Below are 17,743 nucleotides of genomic sequence, written 5' to 3'. Positions count from 1 at the left end.
CCGCACCATCGCCTTCGGGCGAAACTCCCGGATTATGTCAAAGGTCAAGCCTACGCCCCTGCCGCCCGATACGGTCATTGGTGGTTACCGCGTTGTACGCCGGCTTTCCGCGGGCGGTTTCGGGGTCGTCTACCTCGCCATCGATTCCAGCGGCCAGCAGGTGGCCATCAAGGAGTATCTGCCGTCGTCGCTGGCCACGCGGGGTCCGGGCGAGCTTGCGCCACAGGTGCCGCCGGAGAAACTGTCGCTGTACCGGCTGGGCCTGAAGAGCTTCTTCGAGGAAGGGCGCTCGCTGGCGCAGATCTCGCACGCGTCGGTGGTCAGCGTGCTCAATTTCTTCCGCGAGAACGAGACCGTCTACATGGTCATGAATTACCTGGAGGGCGCGACCCTGCAGGATTTCGTGGTCACGGCGCGCGACCTGAAGAAGCAGAAGGTGTTCCGCGAGTCGACCATCCGTTCGCTCTTCGACGAGATCCTGCGCGGCCTGCGCATCGTCCACCAGTACAAGATGCTGCACCTGGACATCAAGCCGGCCAACATCTTCGTCACCGACGACGACCGCGCCGTGCTCATCGACTTCGGCGCCGCGCGCGAAGTGCTCAGCAAGGAAGGCATCTTCATCCGCCCGATGTACACACCAGGCTTCGCCGCCCCCGAGATGTACCGGCGCGATTCGTCCATGGGCCCCTGGACCGACATCTACGCCATCGGCGCCTGCATCTACGCCTGCATGCAGGGCTATCCGCCCAACGACGCGCCTCGGCGCATCGAAAAAGACCGCCTCAGCCTGTCGCTCTCGCGGCTGCGCGGCGTCTACTCCGACAACCTGATCGAGGTGGTCGAGTGGTGCATGTCGCTCGACCCGCTGTCGCGCCCGCAGTCGGTCTTCGCGCTGCAGAAGGAGCTCAGCCGCGAGGGCGAGCGCCGCTACACCAAGCTCACGGTGGGCGAGAAAGTGCGCCTGTCGATCGACAACATCCGCTCCTTCGACAAGAAGGCCCTGCCCAAGGCTGCCGCGCCGACCACGCGCCCTGCATGACATCATGAAATTCTCCGTCTTCCAGGTCAGCCGCAAGGGCGGGCGTCTCAAGAACGAAGACCGCATGGGCTATTGCTACACGCGGGAATCGGGGTTGTTCGTGCTGGCCGACGGCATGGGAGGCCACCCGGAAGGCGAAGTGGCGGCGCAGCTCGCGCTGCAGACCATTGCAGCGCTCTACCAGCGCGAGGCCCGCCCGATGGTGAAGGACGTGAAATCCTTCCTCGCCGAATCGGCCATGGCCGCGCATCAGCAGATCATGCGCTACGCGAGCCACAAGGCCATGCTCGACACGCCGCGCACCACCGTCGTGGCGGCCGTGCTCCAGAACAACGCCGCCACCTGGATGCACTGCGGCGATTCGCGCCTGTACGTCGTGCGCGACGGCCGCCTGCTGGTGCGCACGCGCGACCATTCGCACGCCGAACGCCCGAAGCCGCACGGCTCCGACATGCCCGTCAACCGCAACCTGCTGCTGACCTGCCTGGGCTCGCCGACCACGCCGCTCTTCGACGTTTCGGCGCCGCTGCAGCTGCAGCGCGGCGACCGCATCATGCTGTGCTCGGACGGCGTCTGGGGCGTGCTGGACGACGAACTCATCGTGCACACGCTTTCCTCCGGCAAGCCCGTGTCCGACGCTGCCCCCGACCTCGCCGAGATGGCCCTGCGCAAGGGCGGCTCCCACAGCGACAACGTCACGCTCATCGCGCTCGAATGGGAAATGCCCGACAGCGCGGACGACCGCAGCGGCGTTTCCACCGAGACCATCGAGGACGGCGTCTTCGCCTCGACCATCCAGGCCGGCATGCCCTCGGACAACGAGATCGACGACCTCGACGAGGACGCCATCGAGCGCTCCATCGCCGAGATCAACGAAGCCATCCGCAGATCGGCGGCGCGCAAGACCTGAGCGCGGCCTTCTTTCTTTTTTCTTTTCCGGTTCCCGAACAATGACTGCTTTCACACGAAGCGGCGGCCGCGCCGCCGACCAGCTGCGCCCGGTGCGCATCACCCGCGGTTTCACCATCCACGCCGAAGGCTCCGTGCTCATCGAGTTCGGCCAGACCCGCGTGCTGTGCACCGCCTCCGTCGAGGAAAAAGTGCCGCCGCACAAGAAGGGCAGCGGCGAAGGCTGGGTCACGGCCGAATACGGCATGCTGCCGCGCGCCACCCACACCCGCAGCAGCCGCGAGGCCGCCAAGGGCAAGCAGACCGGCCGCACGCAGGAAATCCAGCGTCTCATCGGCCGCTCGATGCGCGCCGTGTTCGATCTCGCCGCGCTCGGCGAACGCACCATCCACCTCGACTGCGACGTGCTGCAGGCCGACGGCGGCACGCGCACCGCGGCCATCACCGGCGCCTTCGTCGCCGCGCAGGACGCCGTCAACAAGCTGCTCGCCTCGGGCGCCGTTGCCGCATCGCCCATCAAGGGGCACGTGGCGGCCATCTCGGTCGGCATCGTCGGCGGTACGCCGCTGCTCGACCTGGAATACACCGAAGACTCGGCCTGCGACACCGACATGAACGTCGTCATGACGGGCGCCGGCCATTTCGTCGAAGTGCAGGGCACGGCCGAAGGCGTGGCCTTCACGCGCGAAGAAATGAACATCCTGCTCGGCCTGGCCGAGAAGGGCATCGGCGAACTCGTGGAACTGCAGAAGCAGGCACTGCTTTCCAACTGACGCATCCACTGGCGAATTCATGAAACTGGTTCTGGCTTCCAACAACGCGGGCAAGCTCGCCGAACTCCAGCAACTGTTCGCGGAGCTCGCCGTCACCCTCGTGCCGCAGTCGGCGCTGGGGGTGAGCGAGGCTGAAGAACCCTTCCGTACCTTCGTCGAGAACGCGCTGACCAAGGCGCGCCATGCCAGCGCCGCCACCGGCCTGCCGGCCATCGCCGACGACGCCGGCCTGTGCGTCGATGCCTTCGGCGGCCTGCCGGGCGTCGACACCGCCTACTACGCCACGCAGTTCGGCTACGCCAAGGGCGACGCCAACAACGTGAAGGCCCTGCTCGAGCAGCTCGACGGCGTCGCCAACCGCCGCGCCGCGCTCGTCAGCACGCTGGTCGCGCTGCGCAGCCACGACGACCCCGAGCCGCTCATCGCCGTGGGCCGCGTGGTCGGCGAGATCGCTCCCGCGCCCATCGGCGACAACGGCTTCGGCTTCGACCCCGTCATGTACCTGCCGTCCTTCGGCAAGACCTTCGCGCAGCTGACGCCCGAGGTGAAGAACGCCAACAGCCACCGCGGCCGCGCGGCACAGGCCATGCTGGTGCTGATGCGCGAGCGCTGGTTCTGACCGGCGGTCGATACATGGCTACCACCTTCCCGATTCAGCCGGCGCAGCCCGCCGGCGCGCAGCACGCCAACGACGTCCTGCACTGGATGCGCCCCGGCCCGCTGCAGCTCAGCGCGCTGCCGCCGCTGTCGCTGTACATCCACCTGCCGTGGTGCCTGCGCAAGTGCCCGTACTGCGACTTCAATTCGCACGAATGGCGCGCCGCCAGCGAGGCCGACATCGACGGCATTCCCGAAGCCGCCTACATCGACGCGCTGGTGGCGGACCTCGATGCCGCCTTGCCGCTCATCTGGGGCCGCAGCGTCCACACCATCTTCATCGGCGGCGGCACGCCCAGCCTGTTCTCGCCGCAGGCCATCGACCGCCTGCTGAGCGACGTGCGCGCACGCCTGAAGCTCACGCCCGATTGCGAGATCACGCTCGAAGCCAACCCCGGCACCTTCGAGCGCAACCGCTTTCGCGCGTACCGCTCGGCCGGCGTCACGCGCCTGTCGGTGGGCGTGCAGAGCTTCAACGACGAGCACCTGAAGGCGCTGGGCCGCGTGCACGACCGCGCGCAGGCCATTGCCGCCCTCGAAGAGGCAGCGAGCACCTTCGACACCTTCAACCTCGACCTGATGTACGCCCTGCCGGGCCAGACCCTGGAAGGCCTCGAGGCCGACCTCTCGCAGGCGCTGGCGCTCGCTCCGCCGCACATCTCGGTCTACCACCTGACCATCGAGCCCAACACCTGGTTCGCCAAGTTCCCGCCGGCCCTGCCCGAGGACGACATCGCCTACGCCATGCTCGACCGCATCACCGAGCGCACCATTGCCAGCGGCATGTCGCGCTACGAGATCTCGGCCTATGCACGCGAGGGGCACCAGTGCGCGCACAACCTCAACTACTGGCAGTTCGGCGACTACCTCGGCATCGGCGCCGGCGCACACAGCAAGCTGAGCTTCGCGCACCGCATCGTGCGGCAGGTGCGTTTTCGCGAACCGCGCCTGTATATGGATAACGCACGCGCCGGCGCCGCCGTGTCGCAGAGCGACGAAGTGGCGCTGGCAGACCTGCCGTTCGAATTCATGCTGAACGCGCTGCGGCTGAAGCAGGGCTTCACGCTGCCGCAGTTCAGCGAACGCACCGGGCTGGCGATGACGTCGATCCAGCGCGGCCTCGAAGAGGCCGAGCGCAAGGGCCTCATTGCCCGAGACCTGTTCCGCGTATGGCCGACCGAGCGCGGCCTCGACTTCCTGAGCGACCTGCAGGCCATGTTCCTGCCCGACGAGGAGTAGGGCGCCACGGTCGGCATAAAATCGCCGGCTCCGGAGAGTTGGGTGAGTGGTTTAAACCAGCAGTCTTGAAAACTGCCGACGTGAAAGCGTCCGTGAGTTCGAATCTCACACTCTCCGCCAGAATCAATCCCTGGCAGTTTTTGAAAGTCCCGCGCAGCCTCTGCGACGGGACTTTTCATTGGCAGATGTCTTTTCACCGCAAGAGGCATCTGTCTTCGCGCTCCTCCAGACCGAGCGCTTCATGTTGCGAGACGTCAGCGGCGCCGAATCAGGTTGCGCTGTTTCTGGTCGGCGACGATCTTGTTCGTTCAGCCGATTCTACTGGCCGTCGTCGTAGATCAGGGCCACCGACAGCCCGCTGGTCGTGAACTGCGGAGTCGTCGAGAAAAGCTCGCAGCCGTCCTTTTGCTCGTCCTCATGGCAATGCGGACGCCCTCGGTCGCTGGCTTCGAGGCTCCCGCATCGATGCGGCGTCCTGACTCTTGCGCGCGGAGGGAGCATCCCGTCGCCCTCTCATCACACCCTCTCTTCCCCACCGATTCCCGTAGGCCGCAGTCGGGTTCTGTAATCTAGTGTTTTTATTTGCAACGAATGTTATATTTTCCCAGAAACATTCTCATAACACTTAGGCATTCAGTCCAGGGCAGACGTCGCGTCTCCCTGTGAATGTTCATCATGGGGAGCTCCGGAATTGCAGTTCAAGCCGCAAGAAAGCCCCAATTTGGTGCGATCAGCCTCGGTCGTCGCATGCCTGTCCCGGGGCTGTCCATGAACACGCCGGTCGCCGCCTCGCGTGCCCGCCGGCCGCTGTTGAGCTTCAGCGTCGAGGGCCTGCCGGCCCGCGACGAACTGCTCTTCAAGTCCCTGGTCCGGCTGCTGGACCATCGCACCCATCAGCACTGGGCCTGGCAGGTCGAGGACGCCGACCTCCGCGTGGTGGGCGACAAGCTCGCTGCGGCGCCGCCTGAAGTAGACCCGGCCGACCGCCCGGTGCCGTTGCTGACCATCGGCGACACACCCCCCTCGCGCGGCCCGTTCCTGCGCCTGCCGCTGCATGCAGATGCGCTCGAGGCCATGCTCAACCGCCTCGGCGCGATGGTGGTCCATGCCCGCGAACTCGGGCTGGCCGCGGCTTCGCGCAGCCGCAACGAGCAGGCCGCGCGCAGCGAGGAATACCGGCTGCTGCGCTGGCCTTCGTCGACGCTGCTCGACACCACCATGCGCATGAAGCTCGCCACGCTGCTCGCGAGTCGCCCGGCCTCGCTGCAGGCGCTGCAGCAGCGCTCGAACGCCAGCGCGCAGGAGTGCGCGGATTTCATCTCCGCGCTCGAACGCGCGGGCTTCGTCGCGAGCAGTGGTGGTGGCCATGGGGCCACCGGCTTCGTCAACAGCCGCGCGCCCGAGTCGATCTGGCCCGATTCGCACATCGCAACCGGCAACGAGGCGCCTCACGCCGCACCTCCAGCGCCTCCCGCGCCGCGAGCCGCCGTGGAGCCGGGCCTGCTCGCGCGCATCCGCAGCCGCCTGGGGCTGCTGTCATCCGGACCGAGGGCCTGAACAGCGTGGAGCACAAGATTCTTTTCACCGGCACCATGGGTGCGGGCAAGACCACCGCCATCGCCGCGGTGAGCGAGATTCCACCGGTGCGCACCGAGGTGCGCAACAACGACGCCTCGGTCGCCAAGGCCACCACCACCGTCGGCCTGGACTACGGCGAGCTCACGCTCGACAACGGCGAGAAGCTGCGCCTGTACGGCACGCCCGGGCAGATGCGCTTCGACTTCATGTGGCGCATCCTCGCGCGCGGCGCGCTGGGCCTCGTGGTCCTGGTCGACAACAGCCGTCCCGATCCGCTGGCCGATCTCGAGGTGTATCTCGATGGCTTCGCCGAACTCATCGAGAAGACCGCCTGCGTGGTCGCGGTGGGCCGCATGGAGACGCACCCCGAGCCCGGGCTGGAGGCCTACGCCCAGCGCATGCAGGACAAGGGCGTGCTGTGCCCCGTGCTGCCCGCCAACGTGACCGATCCGCAGCAGGTGGTGCAGTTGCTCGATCTGCTGCTGATCCAGCTCGAAGCCTGAGCGAGCACCGGACTGCTTTCTTTTTTCCTGTTCTTCCCTTTTCTTCCCTTCCTGCCGCAACGCCGGACCCCACCCACATGAACATCGCACCCCGCATCAAGGACGCCGCCGAGACCGTCGTGGACACGCTCATGCGCGAGATCAAGGGCGTGAAGGCCGTGGTGATCGCCACCGAGGACGGCATGGAGCTCGCCGCGCGCGCCGAGAACACCGCGCAGGTCGCGCGCATGTCGGCCATCGCGAGCTCGCTGGCCGCGCTCGGCGCGGTGGCGGGCGAGGAGAGCGGCCTCGGCCAGTGCGAGAACGTCGCCATCGAAACCGCGCTGGGCCACATCCTGATGCTGCAGGCCCGCCACGAGGAAGCGGGTTTGATCGTGAGCGTGGTGACGGGCAAGGACGCCGTCATCGGCCAGGCGCTGTACTTCTCCAAGCAGGCCACGCTCGCGCTGCAGCGAGCCTGAGCACCCAGCCTTTTCACAAGCGGCCGCCGCTCATCATTCGCCCGGGTGGCGGCCGATCATCAGGGCGATGGACTACCTACGAAAGACTCCGATGGCAAACATCAAGCAATCCATGGACGAACTCATGACGATCGACGGTGCGCTGTGCGCGGCGCTGGTCGATTCGGGCAGCGGCATGATCCTTGGGCAGATCGGTTCGGGCGTCGACCTGGAAGTCGCCGCCGCCGGCAATACCGAAGTGGTGCGCGCCAAGCACAAGACGATGCGTGCACTGGGCCTGAACGACGTGATCGAGGACATCCTGATCACCCTCGGGCGCCAGTACCACATCATCCGCCCGCTGCAGAAGCACGAAGGCCTGTTCATCTACCTGGTGCTCGACAAGTCGAAGTCGAACCTCGCGCTCGCGCGCCGCAAGACGCAGGACGTGGAGCAGACGCTGGCGGTCTGATCCACGCCCAGGGGGCGCGCGGTCAGCAGGGGCGCGGAGCCCGCGTCTCCGAGGGCCGCTCCCCGAAGCGCGCGCGGTACTGCGCCGCGAAGTGCCCCAGGTGGAGAAAGCCGTACTTCTGCGCCACCTCGCGCACGCCGGCTCCGGCGGCGCCGCCCGATGTGCGCTGCAACTCGGTGCGCACCCTGTCGAGCCTCGTCTCGCGCAGGAACTCCATCGGCCCCTGACCCGCATGCTGGCGAAACGCCAGCTGCAGGGCGCGTGCGCTGCAGCCGACCTCGCGGCAGACGTCGGCGAGCGACAGGGGCTGGTCCGCATGCGCCGACATGTATTCCTGCGCCTTTCTGACCACGCGCGGCAGCAGGCGCCGCTGGTTGTCCCCGGCGAGGGCCTTCGAGTGGTTGTGCCCGGCAGACATCAGCAGGCTGGAGATCAGGTACGCCTCCGCATGCTCGGCCAGCGGGCCGCCGGCCTCCAGCCCGTTGCCGGCGTCGAGCGTGAGCCGCAGGTAGTCGATGAAATGCACCAGCGGCGCGAGCGTGGGGCTGTCCAGCGGCACGCCGAGGTCGAACACCAGCGGCAGTCCGAGGGGCGCCTGCAGCAGCGACTCCAGCCGCGAATGCAGCGCCGAACGGGCCAGCCGCACGATGAGGTGCGGGCTGCCGTCGGCCCAGCGCATCGACAGCGGCTCGGTGGGCGAGGGCAGCGATGCGAGGCGGGGCGTGGCGTCGATCTGCTGCGCGCCGCAGCGGATTTCGGCGCCGCCGCGCAACGGAATCTGCAACAGGAAGAAATCCTGCAGGTAGCCCGGGTCGATCTGCACGCCGGGGCCGTACTGCACGTAGTTGAGGCTCACGTCCCGGTGCAGCCGCGCGCTGTGGTGGCAGGCGTCCAGCGTGGTGCGCGGCCTGAGCATGACGAGGCCGTGCGGACAGAAGATGCGGGCCACGCTTTCACGAGCCTCGTCCACGTCGTGGCTCTCGAAAAGCCGGTAGCGCTGCAACGGCAACGGTGGGGTCGTGAGGGTTTCCATGGGGCGAGTACAGGGCCAGGGCACCGTAGCAAAAACCATCCCACCCACAATTCGGGCCTCCCCTCGGGGGCCCGCGAGAGCCGTCTCTCCAGAAATCTGCGCGCCAGGGACAGCGCCTGCGTTTGCGGGACTCGTCCTGGCAACCCTTGCCCCTAACGTTCGCTCCCACAGGCACCAGCCGGGCCTGCCCGATCAACCGAGGAGAGCAAGCGTCATGTTCAAGGGACTCGAAGGCAAGAGCGCCATCGTCACCGGTGGCTCCACACTGATAGGCGCGGGCGTGGTGCGCGCACTGCATGCGGCGGGCGTGAAGGTCGTCATCGCCGACATCGACGCCGGCAACGGCCAGGCCCTGGCCGATTCGCTGGGCACCGGCGTGCGCTTCGTGCGCACCGACATCACGGACGACGCGCAGGTGAAGGCCTGCGTGGCTGAGGCGGCCGAGCGGCACGGCGGCGTGCACTTTCTCGTCAACCTGGCGTGCTCCTACGTGGACGACGGCTTCAAGTCGCCCCGCGCCGACTGGCTCACCTCGTTCAACGTGAACGTGGCCAGCGCGGTGGCGATGCTGCAGGCCGTGCATCCGCACATGGTGGCGGCCGGTGGCGGAGCGGTGGTCAACTTCACGAGCATCTCCTCGAGCGTGGCGCAGACGGGCCGCTGGCTCTATCCGGTGAGCAAGGCCGCGATGGCGCAGCTCACGCGCAACATGGCGATGGACCTCGCGCCCGACCGCATCCGCGTGAACAGCGTGTCGCCGGGCTGGACCTGGTCGGCCGTGATGAACCAGCTCACGAATGGCGACCGCGCCAAGACCGACCGCGTGGCCGCGCCCTTCCACCTGCTGGGCCGCGTCGGTGACCCGGACGAGGTGGCGCAGGTGGTGCTGTTCCTGTGCTCCGACCACGCGAGCTTCGTGACCGGCGCCGACTACGCGGTGGACGGCGGTTACTCCGCCATGGGCCCCGAGCAGGCCGTGCCGGCCATTCCCAAGTTGATGGACTAGCAAGCAACCAAGCAAGGAGCAAGGCAATGAAGCGAATCGCAATCGTCGGCGCAGGCCAGTCGGGCCTGCAACTGGGGCTGGGCCTGCTTGCCGCGGGCTACGAGGTCACGATGTTCAGCAACCGCACGGGCGAGGACATCCGCCAGGGCAAGGTCATGTCGAGCCAGTGCATGTTCCACACCTCGCTGCAGATCGAGCGCGACCTGGGGCTCGACCACTGGGGCAGCGTGTGCCCCACGGTGGACGGCATCGGCCTGGCCGTGCCGCATCCCGAGCAGAAGGGCGCCAAGGCCATCGACTGGGTGGCGCGGCTGAATTCGAGCGCGCAGTCGGTCGACCAGCGCGTGAAGATTCCGGCGTGGATGGACGAATTCCGGAAGAAGGGCGGCGAGCTCGTCTTCAAGGATGCGGGCATCGACGAGCTCGAGACCTGCACGCAGACGCACGACCTCACGCTGGTGGCCAGCGGCAAGGGCGAAATCTCCAAGCTCTTCGAGCGCGACGCCCACAAATCCACCTACGACAAGCCGCAGCGTGCACTGGCACTGACCTACGTGAAAGGCATGAAGCCGCGTGAGCCGCACTCGGCCGTGTGCTTCAACCTGATTCCCGGCGTGGGCGAGTACTTCGTGTTCCCGGCACTGACGACCACGGGCCCGTGCGAGATCATGGTGTTCGAAGGCGTGCCCGGCGGCCCGATGGACTGCTGGGCCGACGTGAAGACGCCCGAGGAACATCTGGCGCGCAGCAAGTGGATCCTCGACACCTTCACGCCGTGGGAAGCCGAGCGCTGTCACGACATCGAGCTGACCGACGACAACGGCATCCTCGCGGGCCGCTTCGCGCCCACGGTGCGCAAACCGGTGGCAACGCTGCCATCGGGGCGCAAGATCCTGGGCCTGGCCGACGTGGTGGTGCTCAACGATCCGATCACGGGGCAGGGCTCGAACAACGCGGCCAAGTGCGCCGACACCTATCTCAAGAGCATCCTCGCGCGCGGCGACGGCCCGGCCGACGCGGCCTGGATGCAGCAGACCTTCGACCGCTACTGGTTCGGCTACGCGCAATGGGTCTCGCAGTGGACCAACATGCTGCTGGCACCGCCGCCGCCGCACGTGCTCAACCTGCTCGGCGCGGCCGGTGCGATGCCGCCGCTGGCCAGCGCATTCGCCAACGGCTTCGACGATCCGCGCACCTACTTCCCTTGGTTCGCGGACCCGACCGAGGCGCAGCGCTTCATCGACACCTGCGCCGCCGTCGCATAGCCTGGAGCGAAGCCCATCATGAAGCGACGCGTGGCCATCGTCGGCGCCGGCCAGTCCGGCATGCAGCTCGCCCTGGGTCTGCAGCGCTCGGGGCTCGAGGTGACGGTCTTCTCCAACCGCAGCGCGCAGGAGATCGGCGAAGGGCCGGTGATGTCCAGCCAGTGCATGTTCGAGACCGCGCTGCAGACCGAGCGCGAGTTGGGACTGGACTGGTGGGCGGACGAGTGTCCGTCGGTGGAGGGCATCGGCATCGCGGTGCGCAATCCGGAGGGCGGCAAGGCCATCGAATGGAGCGCGAAGCTCGACGGCCCCGCGCAGTCGGTCGACCAGCGGCTCAAGATTCCCGCGTGGATGGCCGAGTTCGAGAGGCGCGGCGGTCGGCTGGTGCTGCAGGACATGGGCATCGACGACCTGGAGACCTGCGCGCGGATGAACGACCTCGTGGTCGTCGCGAGCGGCAAGGGCGAGATCTCCAGGCTCTTCGAGCGCGACGACGAGCGCTCCCCGTACGAGCAGCCGCAGCGCGCATTGGCGCTGACCTACGTGAAGGGCATGAAGCCGCGCGCGTCGCACTCGGCGGTGTGCTTCAACCTGATTCCCGGCGTCGGCGAGTACTTCGTGTTTCCGGCGCTGACGACCACGGGGCCGTGCGAGATCATGGTGTTCGAAGGCGTGCCGGGCGGCCCGATGGACTGCTGGGCCGACGTGAAGACACCGCAGCAGCACCTTGCCCGCAGCAAGTGGATCCTGGAAACCTTCCTGCCCTGGGAGGCCGAGCGTTGCCGCGACATCGAGCTGACCGACGACAACGGCATCCTCTCGGGCCGCTTCACGCCCACGGTGCGCAAGCCGGTGGCGCGGCTGCCGTCGGGCCGCAAGGTCCTGGGCCTGGCCGACGCGGTGGTGCTCAACGACCCGATCACCGGTCAGGGCTCCAACAACGCGGCCAAGTGCGCCGACATCTACCTCAAGCGCATCCTCGAACACGGTGACGCGCCCTTCGACGCCGCATGGATGCAGCAGACCTTCGACCGCTACTGGGAAGGCTATGCCCGCTGGGCCACCGGCTGGACCAACAGCCTGCTCGCGCCGCCCAAAGCTCATCTGCAGAAGCTGCTGCAGAGCGCCGCCAGCATGCCCGCGGTAGCGAGCATCGTGGTCAACGGCTTCGACGATCCGCGCGCCTTCGCGCCCTGGTGGTTCGATGCCGCCGAGGCGGATCGCTTTCTCGAAGATCGGGCGCGCGAGGCCGTGGTGGACCGCTTCGACCGGCGCGACTTCCGCAAGGCGCTGGGGCAGTTCAGCACCGGCGTGACGGTCATCACCACCCGCGCGATGGACGGCCGCCGAGTGGGCATGACCGCCAATTCGTTCTCCTCGGTCTCGCTCGATCCGCCGCTGGTGCTCTGGAGCCTCGCGCGGCAGGCGCCGAGCCTGGCCGACTTCACCGGCGCGAGCCATTTCGCGATCAACGTGCTGGCGGCGAACCAGCATCACCTGTCGCGGCAGTTCTCGACGCCGCAGGCGGACAAGTTCGGCGGCGTGGAGTGCTGCGAGGGCACGTCCGGCGTGCCGCTGCTCAACGGCGTGATCGCGCGATTCGTGTGCCGCAACGTCAGGCAGTACGATGGCGGCGACCACCTCATCTTCATCGGCGAGGTCGAGCGCTACGACTGCTTCGACGGCGAGCCGCTGGTCTTTCATTCGGGCTACTACCAGGTGACCACAAGACATCCGGAATGCATGCAATGAGCGCGCGGCCCGCATCAACCACCACCCCATGAACGGAGCAAAACACATGCAGCAGAAAGCACCTCAAGCAGCGGCACCACAACGCATCCGCATCGAGGCCACCGACGCGAGCGGCAGTTTCAGCGGCTACCTCGCACTGCCGGCCTCGGGTACCGGCCCTGGCCTGGTCATCGCGCAGGAAATCTTCGGCGTGAACTCCACGATGCGCGAGGTGGCCGACTACTACGCCGAGGAAGGCTACGTGGTGCTCGTGCCCGACCTGTTCTGGCGCCAGCAGCCCGACGTGGAGCTGGGCTATTCGCCCGAAGACTGGCAGCGTGCCTTCGGCTTCTACCAGGGCTTCGACGAGGCCAAGGGCATGGAGGACATGCAGGCCGCCATCACCGCCCTGCGCCAGCGCCCCGAAGTGCAGGGTGCCAAGGTCGGCGTGCTCGGCTTCTGCCTCGGCGGCAAGCTGGCCTACCTCGCGGCCTGCCGCACCGACGCGGACGTGGCCGTCAGCTACTACGGCGTGGGCATCGATGCCGCCCTCGACGAGGCCGACAAGATCAAGCGTCCGCTCACGTTGCACATCGCAGAGCTCGACAAGTTCTGCCCGCCCGAGGCGCGCGACCGCATCGTCGCGGCGCTCAAGGGCCGCCCCGGCGTCTCGCTGCACGTGTACCCGGGCATGGACCACGCCTTCGCTCGCCTGGGCGGCGAGCACTACCACAAGCCTTCGGCGCTGATGGCGCACGAGCGCAGCATCGCCACGCTGAAGGACGCCATCGGACCGCACTACGACCTCTCGGCGTTGTGGGACAAGCACTGCGAGTACGAGTTCGGCACGCGCAACGTCGACGACACCATGAGCACCATGGTGGCCGAGCCCTACGTCAACCACATCCCGACCATGACCGGCGGCGTGGGCTACAGGAACCTGCACGCCTTCTATTCGAACCACTTCGTCAACAGCAACCCGCCCGACACCTCGCTGGTGCCGATCTCGCGCACCATCGGCGCCACGCAGGTGGTCGACGAGATGCTGTTCTGCTTCACCCACACCACCGAGATCCCGTGGATGCTGCCGGGCGTGGCGCCCACCGGCAAGCGCGTGGAGATCCCGCTGCTCGCGGTCATCAAGTTCCGCGGCGACAAGCTCTATCACGAGCACATCTACTGGGACCAGGCCAGCGTGCTGGTGCAGGTGGGCTTGCTCGACCCGAAGCTGCTGCCGGTGGCCGGCATCGAGACGGCGCGCAAGCTGCTCGACGAGACGCTGCCGTCGAATACGCTGATGGAGCGCTGAGCGCTCAGCCCGAGGCCTTCACCGCATCCACCAGGAAGCGCACGAAGGCCTTCGCCGCATCGGGCAGCGAGCGGCCCGCCATGGTCTCGATGGCGAGATGCCGCTCGTGCATCTCTCGGTCCTTCAGCGGAATAGCGACCAGCGCCTTGCTCTGCAGCAGCGTGCGGATCGACAGCGGCCCGTAGAAGGCGATGCTGCCGCCCCCCGCGGCCGCGAAGCTCAGCAGCGAGTTCGCATGGTTGCTGGACATGGCCAGCTCGTAGCGCAACTCCTGCCGCGAGCAGCTGGCATCGAGCAGCCGGCGAATGGAGCTGTCTTCCTGCGGCAGCCCCAGCGGATAGGCCACCACCTGGCGAAGCGACAGCTGCCGCTGCTGCGCGAGCGGATGGTCCATCGCCATCACCGCAAGGATGGGGCTCGGGTGCCGCAGCTCGACCTCGATGCCTGGCTCGGGCAGGGCGCTGAGGGTGATACCCACGTCGGCCTCGCCGTCGCGCACCAGCCGCGAGATGTCGGCGGGCGCGCAGACTTCCAGGTGAAAGCGGATGCCCGCGTGCTTGAGGCGGAACTGCGCGATCAGCCGGGGAATGAAGTCGAAGGCGAAGCCCTCGGTGCTCGCCACGCGCACATGGCCGCTGCGCAGTCCGCGCAGGCCGGCGATCTCGTTGGCGACGCGCTCGATGTCCTGCTGCGCGCGCTTGGCGTGCGCCGCCAGCAGCTCGCCCGCGGCATTGGGCACCATGCCGCGCGCATGGCGCTCGAAGAGCAGTGTGTCGAGCTCGCGTTCGAGCCGCGCCACCTGCCGGCTCACGGCCGAGGGCGCGACGTTGAGCTTGACCGCGGCTTCCTTCACCGAGCCGGTCTTCACGACCTCGAGAAAGTAGCGCACCGCGGTTTCCTGCAAGGCACGAGGCGCCATGGATTTGCTCCTGCACGTGGTCTGGATGAATGCTGTCGATTGCCGATTCGGCAACGCAGAATTCTAAACATTGCGCTTGTGACACCGTCATGACGCTCCTAGGATCGGCCCGTCTGCACCCTGAACCCCGCTGAACCTCGTCTTCCAGTCGATATTCCAGGAGTCCCGATGAACCGTCTCCCGCTCGTGGCGCGCATCGCATTGCTTTGCTGCAGCCTCGGACTTGGCGCCGTACCGCTGGCGTCGCTCGCCGCCGAGACGGGGTTTCCCGCACGGCCGGTCACGCTGGTGATTCCTTTCCCGCCCGGCGGAGCCACCGACGTCAACGGCCGCGTGATCGCGCAGCGCCTGGGCAAGGAACTGGGCCAGCCGGTGGTGATCGAGAACCGCGGCGGCGCCGGCACGGTGGTCGGCGCGAGCTACGTGGCCAAGTCCGCGCCCGACGGCTACACGCTGCTGCTGAGCTCGGGCTCCACCTTCACCGTCAACCCCGCGATCCGCAGCAACCTGCCCTACGACCCGGTGAAGAGCTTCGAGCCCATCGGCATCGCCGGGCGCGTCGCGCTGATCCTTCTGGCGAACAGCGAAGTGCCGGTGCAGACGGTGAAGCAGTTCGTCGACTACGTGAAAGCCGCGCCGGGCAAATACTCGTACGGCTCCTTCGGCACCGGCACCACCGCGCAGTTCGCGGGCGAAACCGTGCTGCACGCCACTGGCCTGAAGATGACGCACATACCCTACAAGGGCAGCGCCCCGGCCATGACCGACCTGATGGGCGGGCAGATCCCGTTCAGCATCGACACCGTGAGCGCGGCCGTTCCGCAGCTCAAGAGCGGAAAGATCAAGGCGATTGCGCTGACCACCGCGAAGCGCTCGGCGCTGCTGCCCGACGTGCCCACCTTTGCCGAGAGCGGCTATCCCGATGTCGAGATGGATTCCTGGCTCATGCTCGCGGCCCCCAAAGGGGTGCCCGCCGACGTGAAGGCGAAGCTGGAGAAGGCCCTGGCCGCGACCATCGCCGATCCGGAAACCAGGAGCAAGCTGCTGGCCGCGGGGCTGGAGCCGAGCTACAGCAGCGCGGCGGCAAGCGTCGAGCTGATCAACCGCGAACTGCCGATCATGCGAGCCGTTGCCGCGCGAGCCAACATCACCGCCGATTGAATTGGCTCTCCCCCGGGCTTCGCGCACTTCGTGTCGCTGCGCCAACCCCCTCGCCGGGGGCGACACCGACGGCCCGGCAAAGCCGGTTCCGTGGTGTCCCGCGAATGCGCAGCGCCATGCCCAGAACAAGAGACATCGATGACCCCCGCCAAAACAACCCACGATTCCGCCAGCGAACTCGTCGAAAAATCCGCCGTCGAGCTGCGCCGCCTCATCGGCAGCAAGCAGGTCTCGCCCGTCGAGCTGCTGGAGGCATGCATCGCGCGCATCGAGCGCGTGAACCCTTTCGTCAATGCAGTCACAGCCACCTGCTTCGAGCGCGCGCGCGCTGAAGCGAAGGCGGCCGAAGGCGCGGTGATGCGCGGCGACAGGCTGGGCCTGCTGCACGGCCTGCCGATGGGCGTGAAGGACCTGGAGCCCACCGAGGGCCTGCTCACCACCTGGGGCTCGCCGATCTACCGCGACCACGTGCCGACGGAAGACATCGAGCTGGTGGCGCGACTGCGCCGCGCGGGCGCCGTCGTCGCGGGCAAGACCAACGTGCCCGAGATGGGCGCGGGCGCCAACTCGCGCAACGACGTGTGGGGCGCCACGGGCAACCCGTTCAACCCGAACCTCAATGCGGGCGGCTCCTCGGGCGGCTCGGCGGCCGCGCTGGCCTGCGACATGCTGCCGGTGTGCACCGGCTCCGACACCGGGGGCTCGCTGCGCATTCCGGCTGCCAAGTGCGGCGTGGTTGGCTTCAGACCATCGCCCGGCGTGGTGCCCAGCGTGCGCAAGCCGCTGGGCTGGACGCCGATCTCGGTCGTCGGCCCCATGGGCCGCACCGTGGAAGAAGCCTGCCTGCAGCTGGCGGCATCGGCCGGCATGTGCGCGGGCGATCCGCTGAGCTATCCGCTGGACCCGATGTCGTTCCTCACGCCGCCGCCGGTCGACCTGGGCCGGCTGCGCGTGGCATGGACCGAAGACTTCGGCACTTGCGCCGTGGACGACGGCATCCGCGCCACCTTCGGCCGCAAGATCGAAGCGATGCGGCACCTGTTCGGCCGCTGCGACAGGGTCGAGTTCGACATGGGCGAGGCGCACCGCTGCTTCGACGTGCTGCGCGCCGAGGCCTTCGTGGCCGGCATGCAGGCGGCCTACGAGCGCGACCCCGACAGCCTCGGCCCCAACCCGCGCGCCAACTACGAGATGGGCGCGAAGATGAGCCTGCTCGACAGTGCCTGGGCGCAGGCCGAGCAGACCCGGCTGCTGAAGCGCTTCCAGGCCACCTTCGCCGACTACGACCTCGTGCTGTCGCCGACCACGCCGGTCTCGCCCTTCCCGTGGACGCAGCTGTACGCCGCCGCCATCAACGGCGAGCCGCAGGCCAACTACTACCGCTGGCTGGCGCTGACCTACGTGGTCACGCTGACCACGCACCCCGCGATCACGCTGCCCTGCGGCCTCGACCATGCGGGCATGCCCTTCGGGCTGCAGGTGGTGGGCGGCTTCAGGGCCGACCACCAGGTGCTGGGCGCGGCGCATGCGATGGAGGCGGCGTTCTCGTCCAGCGCGCAGCTGCGCAGGCCGCGTCCCGATCTCACCGCTTTGCGCGCGGCCGAGCCGGCGCTGACTTCGATCGTCAAGGCGCCGCCGGTCTACGGCGACGGCCGCGCTGCGGCATCAGCCGCCGTATCGGCGGTCTAGGCCCCGGCCGCCATGTC

General features: G+C 67.8%; 17 protein-coding genes, 1 tRNA gene and 1 pseudogene. 17 read left to right on the top strand and 2 right to left on the bottom strand.

The window, feature by feature from the left end; all coding sequences use genetic code 11:
• The first annotated feature begins 34 nt into the window (after window positions 1-34).
• The 10 genes from ABL844_RS26445 to ABL844_RS26400 all read left to right on the top strand — a co-directional run bounded on the left by ABL844_RS26445 (window position 35) and on the right by ABL844_RS26400 (window position 7,613).
• A complete protein-coding gene (locus ABL844_RS26445; RefSeq protein WP_126025049.1) occupies window positions 35-1,042 on the top strand; it encodes a serine/threonine protein kinase in 1,008 nt (335 codons plus the stop codon).
• Window positions 1,043-1,046: 4 nt separating this feature from the next.
• Complete coding sequence (locus tag ABL844_RS26440; protein WP_126025048.1) at window positions 1,047-1,952, top strand: PP2C family protein-serine/threonine phosphatase; 906 nt, start codon at window positions 1,047-1,049, stop codon at window positions 1,950-1,952.
• Between the two features lie 40 nt (window positions 1,953-1,992).
• On the top strand, window positions 1,993-2,724 hold the full coding sequence (rph, locus tag ABL844_RS26435) for a ribonuclease PH (RefSeq protein WP_418129563.1): 732 nt from the start codon (window positions 1,993-1,995) through the stop codon (window positions 2,722-2,724).
• A 19-nt stretch (window positions 2,725-2,743) separates the two neighbouring features.
• Complete coding sequence (rdgB, locus tag ABL844_RS26430) at window positions 2,744-3,343, top strand: RdgB/HAM1 family non-canonical purine NTP pyrophosphatase (RefSeq protein WP_126025046.1); 600 nt, start codon at window positions 2,744-2,746, stop codon at window positions 3,341-3,343.
• Between the two features lie 14 nt (window positions 3,344-3,357).
• A complete protein-coding gene (gene hemW, locus ABL844_RS26425) occupies window positions 3,358-4,620 on the top strand; it encodes a radical SAM family heme chaperone HemW (RefSeq protein ID WP_418129562.1) in 1,263 nt (420 codons plus the stop codon).
• 32 nt (window positions 4,621-4,652) lie between these two features.
• Window positions 4,653-4,740: transfer RNA gene (locus ABL844_RS26420), tRNA-Ser, on the top strand.
• A gap of 648 nt (window positions 4,741-5,388) precedes the next feature.
• Window positions 5,389-6,177, top strand: coding sequence for a hypothetical protein (locus ABL844_RS26415; protein WP_418129561.1), 789 nt, complete (start codon window positions 5,389-5,391; stop codon window positions 6,175-6,177).
• Between the two features lie 5 nt (window positions 6,178-6,182).
• A complete protein-coding gene (locus ABL844_RS26410; protein WP_126025017.1) occupies window positions 6,183-6,701 on the top strand; it encodes a GTP-binding protein in 519 nt (172 codons plus the stop codon).
• A 77-nt stretch (window positions 6,702-6,778) separates the two neighbouring features.
• Window positions 6,779-7,162: a roadblock/LC7 domain-containing protein gene (locus tag ABL844_RS26405; protein WP_126025016.1), complete on the top strand. Its 384-nt coding sequence runs from the start codon at window positions 6,779-6,781 to the stop codon at window positions 7,160-7,162.
• A gap of 91 nt (window positions 7,163-7,253) precedes the next feature.
• A complete protein-coding gene (locus ABL844_RS26400) occupies window positions 7,254-7,613 on the top strand; it encodes a hypothetical protein (RefSeq protein WP_019656468.1) in 360 nt (119 codons plus the stop codon).
• Window positions 7,614-7,635: 22 nt separating this feature from the next.
• On the opposite strand, the gene ABL844_RS26395 is transcribed toward ABL844_RS26400, so the two are convergent.
• Window positions 7,636-8,646: an AraC family transcriptional regulator gene (locus ABL844_RS26395; protein ID WP_184642249.1), complete on the bottom strand. Its 1,011-nt coding sequence runs from the start codon at window positions 8,644-8,646 to the stop codon at window positions 7,636-7,638.
• A 214-nt stretch (window positions 8,647-8,860) separates the two neighbouring features.
• Between ABL844_RS26395 and ABL844_RS26390 the strand changes: the two genes are divergently transcribed.
• From ABL844_RS26390 to ABL844_RS26370, 5 genes and pseudogenes are all read left to right on the top strand, one after another.
• On the top strand, window positions 8,861-9,652 hold the full coding sequence (locus ABL844_RS26390) for an SDR family oxidoreductase (protein WP_184642248.1): 792 nt from the start codon (window positions 8,861-8,863) through the stop codon (window positions 9,650-9,652).
• 26 nt (window positions 9,653-9,678) lie between these two features.
• On the top strand, window positions 9,679-10,917 hold the full coding sequence (locus ABL844_RS26385; protein WP_418129560.1) for a styrene monooxygenase/indole monooxygenase family protein: 1,239 nt from the start codon (window positions 9,679-9,681) through the stop codon (window positions 10,915-10,917).
• An 18-nt stretch (window positions 10,918-10,935) separates the two neighbouring features.
• Window positions 10,936-12,174: pseudogene (locus ABL844_RS26380) on the top strand (styrene monooxygenase/indole monooxygenase family protein); the annotation flags it as partial.
• The gene (locus ABL844_RS26375) at window positions 12,169-12,669 is read left to right on the top strand and encodes a flavin reductase family protein (protein WP_418131959.1); all 501 of its coding nucleotides are present in this window, start codon (window positions 12,169-12,171) and stop codon (window positions 12,667-12,669) included. The pseudogene ABL844_RS26380 and the gene ABL844_RS26375, both read left to right, overlap by 6 nt.
• A 46-nt stretch (window positions 12,670-12,715) precedes the next feature.
• On the top strand, window positions 12,716-13,957 hold the full coding sequence (locus tag ABL844_RS26370) for a dienelactone hydrolase family protein (protein WP_418129559.1): 1,242 nt from the start codon (window positions 12,716-12,718) through the stop codon (window positions 13,955-13,957).
• Between the two features lie 4 nt (window positions 13,958-13,961).
• On the opposite strand, the gene ABL844_RS26365 is transcribed toward ABL844_RS26370, so the two are convergent.
• The gene (locus ABL844_RS26365; RefSeq protein WP_418129558.1) at window positions 13,962-14,876 is read right to left on the bottom strand and encodes a LysR family transcriptional regulator; all 915 of its coding nucleotides are present in this window, start codon (window positions 14,874-14,876) and stop codon (window positions 13,962-13,964) included.
• Between the two features lie 168 nt (window positions 14,877-15,044).
• Between ABL844_RS26365 and ABL844_RS26360 the strand changes: the two genes are divergently transcribed.
• Complete coding sequence (locus ABL844_RS26360; protein WP_418129557.1) at window positions 15,045-16,037, top strand: Bug family tripartite tricarboxylate transporter substrate binding protein; 993 nt, start codon at window positions 15,045-15,047, stop codon at window positions 16,035-16,037.
• Window positions 16,038-16,175: 138 nt separating this feature from the next.
• A complete protein-coding gene (locus tag ABL844_RS26355; protein ID WP_418129556.1) occupies window positions 16,176-17,726 on the top strand; it encodes an amidase in 1,551 nt (516 codons plus the stop codon).
• Window positions 17,727-17,743 lie beyond the last annotated feature (17 nt).

This window comes from Variovorax sp. 278MFTsu5.1, from assembly GCF_048305045.1.
GTDB lineage: Bacteria > Pseudomonadota > Gammaproteobacteria > Burkholderiales > Burkholderiaceae_C > Variovorax > Variovorax guangxiensis.
This window is presented reverse-complemented; position numbering and strand designations above follow the sequence as displayed.